Genomic DNA, 12,640 nt, shown 5'->3' on the forward strand with positions numbered 1-12,640 from the left:
TGATTTTGAGGCGGGATGAGCCCCGAAAGTCTCACCCGTTGGCCTTGATCATTTGCTCGGCATGTTTCCGTGACGTTTCCGTGAGCTTGGCGCCGGAGAGCATCCGCGCCACTTCTTCGGTGCGCTGTTCGCCCGTGATCAGGCGGACTGAGGTCTTGGTTCGGCCGGAGGTTTCACGTTTTTCGATCAGATAGTGCTGGTCAGCGAAAGTGGCGATTTGCGGTAAATGGGTAACGCAGAGGACCTGATTGCCCTTGGACAACGCTTTCAGTTTCTTGCCGACGGCTTCCGCGGCACGGCCGCCGATGCCGGTATCGATTTCGTCGAAGACCAAGGTGCGTTGAGCGGCTGCGGACTTCTTCTTCCCTGCCGGATTGGCTCCCGCCTCTACACTCGCTTTCAGCGCCAGCATAACGCGAGATAATTCTCCGCCTGATGCGATTTCTTCCATCGGCCGCATGGGCTCGCCGGTGTTGGTGGCAATGCGGTATTCCACCTGGTTAATGCCGGACGGCGTCCAGTGGTCCTCGCTGTCCTGCTCCTCGACGGCGATTCGAAAGCTTGCGCGCATGGCGAGGTCGTTGATCTCGGCTTCGACCAACTTTTCCAATTTGCGGCCGGCCTCGGCGCGTTTGCGGGACACGGCACGAGCCGCCTTTCGATACTCCTCTGCCGCTACTGCTTGTTTAGCGCGCAGTTCGCGTAGGACTTCATCTTTGTTTTCCATCTCGTCCAGTTTGCGGCGGACGTCTTCCCCGAATGCAATGACCTCTTCCAAAGTTGGTCCGTACTTGCGTTTGAGGCGATCGATTTGCGCCAGGCGATCTTCGAGTTCGGCCAAGCGCTCAGGAGATGCCTGAATGCCACCCGCATAGTCACGCAGGGTTGCGCCGACGTCTTCCACGGAGATGCGTGCGGATTCCAAGGCTGCGAATGCTTCCTGAAATTTCGGTTCGTAGCGGGCCAGTTCTTCTACCTGTTTCTGCGCGGCGCGCAGGCTCGACGACGTGGAGGCATTCCCTTCATAGAGCAGGTCGAACGCATTGATGGCAGCGCCGTAGATCTTTTCGGAGTTGGCCAGGACCCGCTTTTCGGTTTCGAGGCGTTCATCTTCGCCGGGCTGCAGGCGGGCCTCGTCGATCTCGCGGGATTGGAAGGTCCACAAATCCAGCAGGCGCATTCGATCCTGCTCGTCGCGTTCCAGGTCGGCGATGCGGCTGCGGATCTGCTTCCAGTTAGCAAACGGAGCTGCTACCGCGTGGGGCTCGACGTTGGCGTAGGCGTCCAGCAAGGACTGCCGCGCGGCCGCGTCGGAATGAGCAATCGATTCGTTCTGGGCGTGGATAATCGCCAGGTGGGGCGCGATCTGCTTCAGGACCGACACGGTGGCGGGCTGATTGTTGATGAAGACGCGGCCCTTGCCTCCGGAAGCAATCTCGCGGCGCAGGATGAGCGAGGCGTCTTCGGCATCCAGACCGTTACTTTCGAGGATCTCCTCGATCGCGGCCAGGGCCGCACCTTCACTCTCGAAAACGGCAGAAACAACCGCACGGTCTGCGCCGGTGCGGATCACTTCGGACGAAGCCTTGTCGCCCAGGAGCAAACCGAGCGCGTCGATCAGGATGGACTTGCCGGCACCGGTTTCGCCGGTCAGGAGGTTCAAACCGGCGGCGAACTCGACGACTGCGTTGTCGATCACCGCGTAATTTTCGAGTCGCAGTTCGCTGAGCACAGAATTATCGAAAGTCCGAAATCAGGCGCAGCATAGCACACACAGGGGATCCACGCCCGTACATCAACGGGTACAGGATGGCGGAAAACTGCCCTTCTGAGTTTGCCTTCGGAGCGGGCATTCCGGATCATGAATCCGGCCATGCAATTCTTCCCCCGAGTGGCATTGTTATTGTTTTTGTCGGCGTTACCACTGGTCTCAGCCAGTGCGCAGAAACTCGAATGCAAGCCATGCAGTAACCACTTCGGAAAAGTTCAGATCGGCAATTCAAGCCAGCGTTCCATCCAACTAAGTAATGTCGGCAAGCGTTCGTTGAAAATCATCGCGATATCGATCAAAGGCAAGGGCTTTAGTCTGGGAAAGTTCCCGGTGCCAATGAATCTGGGCGCGGGAAGGTCGATCAGTCTTCCCGCAACATTCAAGCCCAAGGTAGTGGGGAAGAGTACCGGTACGATCACGCTCTCCACAAACGGTACGAACGCAAAGCTCTTGATCGATCTGTCGGGCGTGGGGTTTACGCAGAGCCAGGCTCATTTGTCGGTGACCCCGACCAGCCTCGACTTCGGCAATGTCAACGTGGGTTCGAGTGCTTCGCTTTCGCTGACGCTGAGTGCCACGGGTGCAACCGTAACGGTGTCTGCGATCCAGTCGGATAATTCGGAGTTCACTTTGCCCGGGCTCAACCTGCCGCTCACCGTTGCGGTCGGGCAGAACGTGCCGGTGACGGTCAAGTTCAAGCCCAGCATCGGGGGCACATCATCGGGAACGTTGACCATTGCCAGCAACGCTGACAATTCACCTGTCACGGTTTCGGTCACGGGGAGCGGCATTACGGGAGGGTCCCATAGCGCGGACCTGACATGGAACGCGAGCAATGATCCGGTGATCGGATACAACGTGTATCGAGGCGGCACCAAGGGCGGCCCGTACTCGCAAATCAACGGCGTGCTGGACTCTTCGCTCGACTATACGGACAGCACTGTGAAGGGTGGCGCGACCTACTATTACGTGGTCAAGGCCGTCGCTTCGGACGATGTGGAAAGCGCGCCGTCCAATGAAGTGAAAGTTTCTATTCCTAGTCCGTAGGGAAGATCGTCGTGGGTCGTTCGTCCTTCGTCGTTCGCTGCTGGTCATTGGCACTCCTCTCTATGTCCTTTGCTAACTGTGATGCATCGAAGACTTTCAGCTAGCGATTAACGACGAACGACGCCCGCCCGACGACCATCCCAGCATTGACCGATGCGGTACCCCGCTCATCTGCTTGTCAACGCTGTTCTATAATCGACGGAAGGACTCTCCAACCTCATGCATTTTTCTCCTGTCCTTGCATTTTTTGCCGGCGGCGAAATCGTCGATCTCGTTCTGCAGACTGGCGCGGTCGCTAAAGTCGTTCTCCTGATGTTGATTGCCTTCAGCGTGCTTTCCTGGGCAGTGATCCTTTCCAAGTGGCGCCTGATCAGCCGTGCGCGCATGCAGGGTGGGCGCTTCGTGCGTTCGTTTCGAAAAGCGCAGCGCATGCAAGATGTCGCTTCGGTCGTGGACCAGTTTCGCCCGAGTCCGCTGGTTGATGTCTTCGAAGGCGCGGTCGTGGAGTTCAAGCGCCAGATGGGAACCACCGGCGCGATTCATAATCTTCCCGCGATTCAGCGCTCGATGCAGATTGCCTCGTCGGAAGGAATCACGCGGCTGGAACGAAATCTCCCGTGGCTCGCAATTACGGGTGCGGTGACTCCGTTCATTGGGCTGTTTGGAACAGTCTGGGGAATCATTGACGCTTTTCACGGCCTGGGTACAGCTGGTGCGGCTACGTTGCGCGCAGTGGCTCCGGGAATTTCTGAAGCGTTGATCACGACCGCCGCAGGTCTCGCAGCTGCGATTCCGGCGGTGATTGCGTACAACCTGCTCATCGGATCAATTCGCGAGCTGGCGGCACGCAACGACGACTTCTCGCTGGAGATGCTGAACCTGGTCGAGCGCCAGACGCCGCAACCCGCGGAGGCGCGTCGCTAATGGCGTTTACCAATGCCAACGGACGAACGCAGACCGCGCTCGCGGATATCAACATCACCCCGCTGGTCGATGTCGTACTCGTCCTGTTGATTATCTTCATGGTGACTGCGCCGGTGCTGCAGTCGGGCATTGAAGTCGCGGTTCCGCATACGCGAACAGTGAAAGAGATCACGGAAGAACGCCTCGTGATCAGCATCGATAAATCGCAGCGCGTTTATTTCGGCAACGATCCCATCAACATCAACCAGATCGCAGCTGCGCTGAAGAAGAGAGTGCGCGATCCGCAGCATCAGGCGATTTATCTGCGATCGGACGAAGCCGTGCCTTTTGGTGCCTTCGCGACCGTGATGGACGCGGTGAAATCTGCCGGTATCGGCAATGTAAGTATTGTGACGCAACCCATCGACTCCCATGGCGGCAAGCACTGACATCTATAGCGAACGCAGCCAACTGACGCGGCCCATGGCCTGGTCGGCGGGACTGCATCTCGCGTTCGTCACGTTCATTGTTCTCTACACCACGTTCGTCCACGGATTCCGCGGCGAAGGCTGGGGAGCGGGCGGCGGTGGAGATGCGATGGGCGCGACACTCGTCAGTTCCGTTCCCTTGCCCGCGAGCGAAGTACAAACAACAAATGTGCTGGCAACGGAATCCAAGGGTCTGTCGAAGTCGGAACCAAAGGCGCAGGAGCAGACTCCACCGGAAGCGGTTGCGATCCCGGACAAGAACACCAAGATCAAGCCGAAACCGGTCACCAGCGCCGCAAAGAAGAAACCCGAACCGGAGCCTGAGGATTCGAATCAGATTCCCTACGGTGAAGGCGGCCCAGTGAGCGGGCCGTACAGCATGTTCAACGCTGGTGGAGCGAAGGGTGCATTCGGCTTTACCGGAGGTAGCGGAGATTTCGGCAACCGGTTCTCGTGGTATGTGCAGGCGGTGCAGCGCAAAGTATCGGAGAACTGGCTGAAGTATGAGATCGATCCCAGCATCACCGAAGCGAAGCGCTTCTATCTGACCTTCGACATCGCGCGAGACGGCACGCCCGGGAATGTGAGTATTGAGCAGTCCAGCGGTGTGCCGGTCGTTGACCAATCGGCCGTCCGGGCGATTCAACGCATTGATACTTTCGGACCGTTGCCGCCCGAGTATTCGGGAAATAAAGTTTCGGTAGAGTTCTGGTTTGATTACAAGAGATAGCGATTAGCTTCTAGCTCCTGGCTTCTAGCTCAAGAATCGCTCTTTGCATCAGCTACTCGCCGCGAAGCGGAGCAAGAATGCAGCCCACGGCGCAAGCCGTGGGTGGGCTCCCAAGAAATCTAGAAGCCCCAAAGGGGCGAAAGAAACACAGGAGAATAAATTGAGGAAATTTGCTCAGCACAATGGCCGGTTCCCTTTCGTCGCGATCGCGATGCTGCTTCTCTTCGCGGCGAGCGCCTTTGCACAAGATTGGATCAAGACCGGCACTGGCCTGGGCGTGGAGAAGGTTCGGCTGGCGGCATCCGACTTCAAGCCTGCTACGCAGGATCCCAAGAACACCGACCTGCTGAAGACGTTCAACGACACTCTGTTCAGCGATCTCGATAATGCGGGCATCTTCGACCTGGTCTCGAAGAGCTTCTACCCGGTATCCGTCCCGGGACAACCGACCGAACTCAATGCGAGGGATTGGGGTTCTCCTCCACCGAATGCGTCGATGCTGGCGTTCGGCAACCTGGGCGTGACGTCGGACAAGGTTCAGGTTCAGGGCTGGCTCTATGACGTTAAGAGCACTTCAACTTCTCCGCAGGTACTGGGCAAGCAGTACAACGACAATGCGACAACGGATGCCGTCCGCGTCATCGCGCACAAGTTTGCGGATGAAATCATCTTCCGATTGGGTGGGGGAATCGCGGGTATCGCCGAAAGCAAGATCTATTTCGTGAGCAGCCGCGGCGGTAGTAAAGAAATCTGGGTGATGGACTACGACGGCGCCAACCAGCACGCGGTCACGCATCTTGGATCGATCTCGCTTTCTCCACGGATCGCGCCGGACGGATCGCGCCTCGCCTTCAGTTCGGTGCTCAAAAGCGGCTGGGAAATCATGATGTATTCGCTGGAACTGAACCGGATGGTGAGTTTCACGCGGTTTGGTGGAATGAACCTCTCGCCATCATGGTCGCCGGACGGCAGCAAACTGGCGCTATCCTCTTCGCGCAACGGCTATCCCAATATTTTCGTGGTGGACGCGGCGGGCGGAAATTCGAAGCGCCTTACATCCGGCCAGGGACCTGACGTTTCGCCAACGTGGAATCGTAAGACTGGGGCACAGATCGCATTTGTCAGCGGGCGCACGGGATTGCCGCAGATTTACACCATGGAAGCGGATGGCACCAATGTGCAGCGTCTCACTGACCAGGGGTATGCGGTATCGCCAAACTGGGCGCCTAACGGGCAGTTCCTGACGTTTTCATGGATGCGCAAATACGGTCCTGGCGAACCGGGATCGAACGATCTCTACTTGATGGATATCGCCAGTAAACAGTGGGTGCAGCTCACCCACGATGCAGGCCGTAACGATTCTCCGTGCTGGTCTCCGGATGGCAGGCACATCGTTTTCCAGTCGCATCGCACCGGCACCGATCAGATTTTTTCCATGCTGGCCGACGGCACGAATGTGAAGCAGTTGACGTTCAGCGGCAACAACTCGCAGCCCAACTGGAGTTGGAAGTAGGGGAACCTGTTTAGCAACGGGGCTTCTGTTGCGGTGATCGTTGCACCCCGCAGAGCACGAGCATAGAATTTTATTAACGAGGTGAAGCACTCGATGAGACGATTTTTGACGCTGGTATTCATGCTGAGCATCATTCTTTTCGTGGGCGCCTGCAAAAAGAAAGTTGCGCCACCACCGCCGCCACCCCCTCCCGCACCGGCTGCACCGACGGCTTCCCTGTCGGCGAATCCGAATACGATCGACAAGGGCCAGTCGACCACGCTGACATGGCAGACCACGAACGCCACCGAGGTCAGCATTGACGGGATCGGTCCAGTCGAGACAAGCGGCTCCAAATCAGTCACACCCGCCGACTCCACAACTTATCGCCTGAGCGCAAAAGGCACCGGCGGAACGCAAGACGCGACCGCTCGGGTTACTGTGAACGCACCTCCGCCTCCGCCACCACCCCCTCCATCTCTGACCGAACAACAACTGTTCGCGCAGAGCGTGAAGGATATTTACTTCGAGTACGACAAGGCGGACATTCGCGCGGATCAACAGGCAGCTTTGCAGGCGGACGCGCAGTTCCTGCAACAGCATCCGAATATCCACATCACGATTGAAGGACACTGCGACGAGCGCGGTTCGACGGAATACAACCTCGCGCTGGGAACAAATCGTGCGGACGCAGTCAAGAACGCGCTCGTGCAAGGTGGAGTGGGCGGCGATCGCATCAAGACGATCAGCTACGGCAAGGAAAAGCCGTTCTGCACTGAATCGAACGATTCCTGCTGGCAGCAAAATCGCCGCGGGCACTTCGTTTACGAACAGTAACAAACGTGGCAAGTTGCTGGCGCTACTCTCACGGGGCGGCTACGGCCGCCCTTATTTCTAAGCCCAACCAACTAGCCGTCGCCGGAGGGTTTTACATCCAATAGGTTGACTATGAAATCAAATCGCATCTTCCCTGTCCTCGTCCTGATTCTTACCCTTGCCTATACGCCGGCGTATGGCGCCAGCAAAGAAATCATCCAACTGCAGACGCAAGTCGATCAACTGCAGCAGCAGATGACGCAGATGACGCAGTCCTTCAATGAGCGCATGGGCGTGATGAAGAACCTGGTCGAGCAGAATACTGACGTCGCTAACAAGGTGAATGTCAGCTTGAAGGATCTGCAGGCGCTGATCACCAAGCAGCAGCAGGATCGCGGCGCGCAAGTGGACCAGATCTCAGGCCAGGTACAGGCACTGAACGACACCATGGACGAAATCAAAGTCCGGCTGGCGAAGGTGAGCAAGCAACTGGAAGATATGCAGTCGGCACAGCAGTCGCTCGCGGCCAACCAGGCGCAGCAGCAACAACAGGCGCAAGCGATGGCAGCGGCCCCGCCGCCGGACGTCCTCTACAACAATGCCTTGCGCGACTACAACGGTGGCAAGGCGGATCTGGCTTCGCAGGAATTGAACGACTACATCAAGTTCTATCCCAATACCGATCTGGCGGGGAATGCTTACTTTTACCTGGCGGAAATGCAGTACCGCGCGGGGAATTTTCCGAAAGCGATTGAACAATACGATCTGGTCCTGCAGAACTTTCCCAGTGGAAACAAGGCGGCCGCCGCGCAACTGAAGAAGGGCTTTGCCCTGCTGGAATCGGGCAAAGAGGACGAAGGGACGCAGGAACTGCGTCATGTGATCCAGCGTTATCCGAAGACGAACGAAGCGACGCAGGCACGGGAACGGCTGCGCAAAGCGGGCGGGACGCCAAAGTCCCGCTGAGAATTTCTCTCACCGACCAGCGACTATCGTGGTGACCCACGGATATCCCTACGCAAATGAAGGGCTGTTGCGCCTCTGGCGCTAAAGTTCCGGCCCGAAATTACCGATAGGGCAAGCGGAGATATGCCGGGCTGGTTGCGTACGAGTCTCGCCTGCCTTTTGATGTGTTGGCACGAACCATCAAAACTTCAAGGGTCCTGCGAATGAGCAGCGGGTACTTCCCCGTCTTCCGTCCACTGCCGGCAGCAGGATACCGACCCAGGAGAACGCACGGTTGATTTCCCTGAAGAAGTATCTGGAGATGGACGCCACCGAACGCCTCGCCGAAAAACCGGAAGGCGGCGAACTGCTTCCAGCGGTCATGGAGCTATATTGTTCTGCCTTGCGCTCGATGGGAAAGAGTGCGGTGAAAGCTTGCCCTGTGGTGGGCGCCGAACTGCAGGTTTCTCTCGAGAAAATAGAGCAGCAACTGACCAGTGAGCCAACGGCCGACAGTGTTAAGAAGACGGAAAAGCAAGTCACCGACAAATTGGAGCAATGGGGCACGGGCACTGCGAAACATTTCCAGGCCAAATCCGACGAAGTCAAAGAACTCCTGATCGTTCTGGCTAAGACGGCGGAGTCCGTGGGCGAACGCGATCAACGCTACACGGCCCAGTTCAGCGACCTGACGACGAGACTCAGAGCGATTGCCAACCTCGACGATCTCACGCAAATCCGGTCGTCCCTGATGCAGCGCGCGACCGAATTGAAAAGCTGTGTCGATCAGATGGCGCGGGACAGTGAGGATTCGGTGACGCAACTCCGGGCTGAGGTTACGAACTATCAGACCAAACTCAAAGCGGTCGAACACCTCGCATTGAAGGACACGCTGACCAGCGTTGCCAACCGGCGCAGCATTGAGGCGCGCATGGAATGGCTGATCATGCAGAACGAGATTTTCTGTGTCGTAATGCTCGACCTGAACGGATTCAAACAGATCAACGACTCGCATGGACACGCCGCCGGCGACGATCTACTCGTGCAGTTTGCCAAGGAACTGGAATCGAATATCCGCGCCAACGATCTGGTCGGCCGCTGGGGTGGAGACGAGTTTATCGTGGTGCTGGCCTGCAATTTGGCCGGCGCCAAGTCTCATCTGGAAAGAATTCAGAAGTGGGTCTGTGGCAAGTACACCATTCAAACCGGACAAGGAAAAGAAACACGGGACGTGCAGGTCTCGGCATCGGTTGGCCTGGCGCAATGGCGTCCCGGAACCAGCATGCAGGACGTGCTGAAGGAAGCCGACGCAGCCATGTACAAGGACAAGCAAGCGAATCGTAAGGGAAAATCGTAGCGTCGTCTGCCAGGATTCCGATCACCCAATCGAGGCTACCCGCCTTCCAAACAGCCCCGGCAGAAGAAATATTGCATCTTGGGGAGACTTCCACGAGTCCTTCGTGAGAGAGTCATTGCAGTCTACAAACAGATCTCTGGGGCCGGATCCAAACAATCGCGCAGCGTAAACCAACTCAATCCAGTTGAGGAGGTGGATTGTCATGAGAACAATATTGCTGTTGTTGTTCCTCGCCGTCATCGTCGGCCCAAGACTTGCCAGCGCCGCTGGCAAAATTCCGTCCCTGAAGGCAGAGCGCTGGGTGAATTCGCCTCCCCTCACCGCGGAAAATCTGCGCGGCAAAGTGGTTCTGATCGACATCTGGGAATACACGTGCGTGAACTGGATCCGGACCGCGCCTTACGTGAAGGCGTGGAACCGCGATTATGCCAAGTCCGGCCTGGTCGTGATTGGCGTGCATGCACCCGAGTTCGAGTTCGGCAAGCATGCTGAGAATATCGATCGTGGGATTCTCGATCATGGGCTCACTTATCCGATTGCCATTGATAATGATTTTTCCATCTGGCGATCTTTGGACAACAACGCCTGGCCAGCGAAGTACCTCTTCGACGCGCAGGGGAAGCTGGTAAAGCGGTGGTTGGGAGAAGGAAGCTATCAGGAGATCGAGAAAGAGATCCGGCGACTCTTGCTTGCCGCAAACCCTGGGATCGAACTGCCCCCGCTCAGTCCAGAAGCGACGGCGTTTGCGAAGGCTGGTGAGCCGTCTTATGCCGGAATCACCGAAGAAACCTATATTGGCAATGACCGGCGCGAGCCCGGAACGGTGAGCACCGAAGGCGATTGGCGGAGCGCAGGCCAATATGTCGAACTCCGGAAGGGCACCGGGAAAATCGTGCTTCCCTTCGCCGCCGGTGAGGTAAACCTGGTCATGCAACCGGGAACGTCAGGAAAGTCCGAGGTGACGGTTTTGCTCGACGGAAACCCAGTCGGCGAATCGCGCGGGGCCGACGTTGGGCCTGATGGAGTGGCGCGATTCGATCGTGCAGGAATGGTCCGACTGGTTGCAAGAGCGCCCCGGGCAAGGCACGTCCTCACTCTGGTCGCTAGTGATCCCGGTGTGCGGGCCTATGTGTTCACCTTCGGCCCCTGAGGATAGTGAGTAAAGCACGCACGCCGGTTGCTGTCAGCGTTGCCGCTCCCGAAGCTGGGTAGAGGAAGCGGCGCAGCAATCCTGATTCATAGTTGTTGGTCACAACACCTGTTCTGAACGAGGGAAACAAGTGTCATTTGAAATCGATCATGATCGCCGAAAGTTTTTGCAGAAGTCAGCTATCGCCCTGGCTGCGGCCGAATTCGCCGCCCTCAGCTCTGCGATCGCCCAACCCGCCGCCGTACCTCAAAACGATGTGGGACGGATGAAGCCAGGCGCGAACGCCTCATTTGGCCCGTTGAAGCAAGTGGATGCAGGCCTTCTTAACGTCGGATACGCCGAAGCTGGCCCCGCGAATGGTCGTGCGGTAGTCCTGCTGCATGGTTGGCCCTACGATATTCACAGCTTTCTCGACGTTGTGCCGTTGTTGGTCTCCGCGGGTTATCGCGTGATTGTTCCCTACCTGCGGGGCTACGGCACAACTCGCTTTCTTGCCAGCGAGACTTTCCGAAACGGCCAGCCAGCAGCGCTCGCCGTTGATGTTATTGAGTTGATGGACGCTCTCAAGATACGGGCGGCAATATTCGGCGGCTTCGACTGGGGCGCTCGGACTGCAGCTATCGTGGGTGCGCTCTGGCCTGAACGGTGCAAAGCACTGGTCTGCGTCAGCGGCTATTTAATTGGCAACCAGGAAGCCGGCAAGGTGCCGTTACCTCCGAAGGCCGAGTTCCAATGGTGGTATCAATACTATTTCGCCTCGGAACGCGGACGGGCTGGATATGAAAAGTACCGGCGCGACTTTGCCAAACTCATTTGGGGGCTCGCGTCGCCGAAATGGAACTTTGACGATCCCACGTTTGATCGGAGCGCCACGTCGTTCGACAACGCAGACCACGTCGCTATTGTGATCCACAACTATCGCTGGAGGCTGGATTTGGCGGAAGGCGAAGCGAAGTATGACGACCTGGAAAAGCGTCTTGCAAAAGGCCCGGCGATAAAGGTCCCCAGCATTACTCTCGAGGGTGAGGCCAATGGCGCACCACACGCGGATGCCAGCTCCTATGCTAAGAAATTCTCGGGAAGGTATGAGCACAGACTCATCACGGGTGGAATTGGGCACAATCTGCCTCAAGAGGCACCCGACGCTTTTGCAAAAGCTGTTATTGATGTGGATGGTTTTTGACTTACCCAGGAGGAAAGAACATGGCAACTACGCAGGCTGAAATCCGCAGCAACGACCAGACCAGTGTTACGAAACTCGATATGAAGTTCGAAATCGTCGTCATCCCGGTATCCGATGTCGACCGAGCCAAGGAGTTCTATGCGCGGCTGGGGTGGCGGCTCGATGCCGACTACGACAGCGGCCAAAACTTTCGCATCATCCAGTTCACGCCGCCCGGCTCCGGATGCTCGATCATTTTCGGCAGGGGCGTCACTGACGCGGCGCCTGGCTCCGCCCAGGGTCTGTACCTGATCGTCTCGGAAATCGCTGCTGCACGCACCGAGTTGCTCAGTCGCGGCGTCGAGGTCAGCGAGGCGTTCCATGCCGCCCCCGGCCAGTTCGCCGGCACGGACGAACCTTTCTTGTTTGGCCATCTCCGTGTCACTGGTCCGGAGCCTGATCACGCGAGCTATCGCTCGTTCGCGTCGTTCCACGATCCGGATGGCAACGGCTGGTTGTTTCAGGAAGTCACAAACCGGATGCCCGGCCGCCTCGACCCCGCGGCCACGACCTTCGCGTCCGCAAATGATCTCGCAAGCGCGATGCGGCGCGCGGCCGCCGCCCACGGACGGCACGAAGCGCGCACAGGCCAGGCCGACCAGAACTGGCCTGACTGGTACGCCGAATACATGGTGACCGAACAGAACGGCAAAGAGCCGCCGCAGTGAGTGCGCAGTGTGTGGAATAGTGAGCGCGGAATGTCGGCGACTGGGGTAAGC

12 protein-coding genes are annotated in these 12,640 nt (G+C 57.7%); 11 read left to right on the top strand and 1 reads right to left on the bottom strand.

What is annotated here, in order from left to right; genetic code table 11:
- Window positions 1-31: 31 nt before the first annotated feature.
- Window positions 32-1,732: a DNA repair protein RecN gene (gene recN / locus HY010_00330; protein MBI3474152.1), complete on the bottom strand. Its 1,701-nt coding sequence runs from the start codon at window positions 1,730-1,732 to the stop codon at window positions 32-34.
- Between the two features lie 129 nt (window positions 1,733-1,861).
- Here recN and HY010_00335 point away from each other — a divergent pair, with 129 nt between their 5' ends.
- The 11 genes from HY010_00335 (at window position 1,862) to HY010_00385 (ending at window position 12,589) form a co-directional block, all read left to right on the top strand.
- Window positions 1,862-2,818 (top strand): choice-of-anchor D domain-containing protein, encoded by a 957-nt coding sequence (locus HY010_00335; GenBank protein ID MBI3474153.1) that lies wholly within the window; start codon window positions 1,862-1,864, stop codon window positions 2,816-2,818.
- A 219-nt stretch (window positions 2,819-3,037) separates the two neighbouring features.
- A complete protein-coding gene (locus tag HY010_00340; protein ID MBI3474154.1) occupies window positions 3,038-3,742 on the top strand; it encodes a MotA/TolQ/ExbB proton channel family protein in 705 nt (234 codons plus the stop codon).
- Window positions 3,742-4,170, top strand: a complete 429-nt coding sequence (locus tag HY010_00345; protein MBI3474155.1) for a biopolymer transporter ExbD — start codon at window positions 3,742-3,744, stop codon at window positions 4,168-4,170. The genes HY010_00340 and HY010_00345 overlap by 1 nt, the downstream gene beginning before the upstream one ends.
- A complete protein-coding gene (locus HY010_00350; GenBank protein ID MBI3474156.1) occupies window positions 4,154-4,939 on the top strand; it encodes a TonB family protein in 786 nt (261 codons plus the stop codon). The genes HY010_00345 and HY010_00350 overlap by 17 nt, the downstream gene beginning before the upstream one ends.
- 211 nt (window positions 4,940-5,150) lie before the next feature.
- Window positions 5,151-6,452 carry a PD40 domain-containing protein gene (locus HY010_00355; GenBank protein ID MBI3474157.1) on the top strand — a complete coding sequence of 434 codons (1,302 nt, stop codon included), beginning with the start codon at window positions 5,151-5,153 and terminating at the stop codon, window positions 6,450-6,452.
- A 93-nt stretch (window positions 6,453-6,545) separates the two neighbouring features.
- Window positions 6,546-7,268, top strand: coding sequence for a peptidoglycan-associated lipoprotein Pal (gene pal, locus HY010_00360; protein MBI3474158.1), 723 nt, complete (start codon window positions 6,546-6,548; stop codon window positions 7,266-7,268).
- A 111-nt stretch (window positions 7,269-7,379) separates the two neighbouring features.
- Entirely contained in the window at window positions 7,380-8,213 is an 834-nt protein-coding gene (gene bamD / locus HY010_00365; protein ID MBI3474159.1) for an outer membrane protein assembly factor BamD, read from the top strand.
- A gap of 274 nt (window positions 8,214-8,487) precedes the next feature.
- Window positions 8,488-9,549, top strand: coding sequence for a GGDEF domain-containing protein (locus HY010_00370; GenBank protein MBI3474160.1), 1,062 nt, complete (start codon window positions 8,488-8,490; stop codon window positions 9,547-9,549).
- Between the two features lie 202 nt (window positions 9,550-9,751).
- Window positions 9,752-10,699 (top strand): redoxin domain-containing protein, encoded by a 948-nt coding sequence (locus HY010_00375; GenBank protein ID MBI3474161.1) that lies wholly within the window; start codon window positions 9,752-9,754, stop codon window positions 10,697-10,699.
- Between the two features lie 130 nt (window positions 10,700-10,829).
- Entirely contained in the window at window positions 10,830-11,882 is a 1,053-nt protein-coding gene (locus HY010_00380; protein ID MBI3474162.1) for an alpha/beta hydrolase, read from the top strand.
- A 20-nt stretch (window positions 11,883-11,902) separates the two neighbouring features.
- On the top strand, window positions 11,903-12,589 hold the full coding sequence (locus tag HY010_00385; GenBank protein ID MBI3474163.1) for a VOC family protein: 687 nt from the start codon (window positions 11,903-11,905) through the stop codon (window positions 12,587-12,589).
- Window positions 12,590-12,640: the final 51 nt, after the last annotated feature.

The sequence above is a fragment of the Acidobacteriota bacterium genome (assembly GCA_016196065.1).
In the GTDB taxonomy this organism is placed as follows: Bacteria; Acidobacteriota; Terriglobia; order Terriglobales; family Acidobacteriaceae; genus Acidiflorens.

Excerpts from the sequence above, each read along its gene's own strand:
- HY010_00375 (MBI3474161.1), top strand. The coding sequence starts at position 9,752 with ATGAGAACAATATTGCTGTTGTTGTTCCTCGCCGTCATCGTCGGCCCA.
- HY010_00340 (MBI3474154.1), top strand. The coding sequence starts at position 3,038 with ATGCATTTTTCTCCTGTCCTTGCATTTTTTGCCGGCGGCGAAATCGTC.
- HY010_00350 (MBI3474156.1), top strand. The coding sequence starts at position 4,154 with ATGGCGGCAAGCACTGACATCTATAGCGAACGCAGCCAACTGACGCGG.
- HY010_00385 (MBI3474163.1), top strand. The coding sequence starts at position 11,903 with ATGGCAACTACGCAGGCTGAAATCCGCAGCAACGACCAGACCAGTGTT.
- HY010_00355 (MBI3474157.1), top strand. The coding sequence starts at position 5,151 with ATGCTGCTTCTCTTCGCGGCGAGCGCCTTTGCACAAGATTGGATCAAG.
- bamD (MBI3474159.1), top strand. The coding sequence starts at position 7,380 with ATGAAATCAAATCGCATCTTCCCTGTCCTCGTCCTGATTCTTACCCTT.
- HY010_00345 (MBI3474155.1), top strand. The coding sequence starts at position 3,742 with ATGGCGTTTACCAATGCCAACGGACGAACGCAGACCGCGCTCGCGGAT.
- HY010_00335 (MBI3474153.1), top strand. The coding sequence starts at position 1,862 with ATGAATCCGGCCATGCAATTCTTCCCCCGAGTGGCATTGTTATTGTTT.
- pal (MBI3474158.1), top strand. The coding sequence starts at position 6,546 with ATGAGACGATTTTTGACGCTGGTATTCATGCTGAGCATCATTCTTTTC.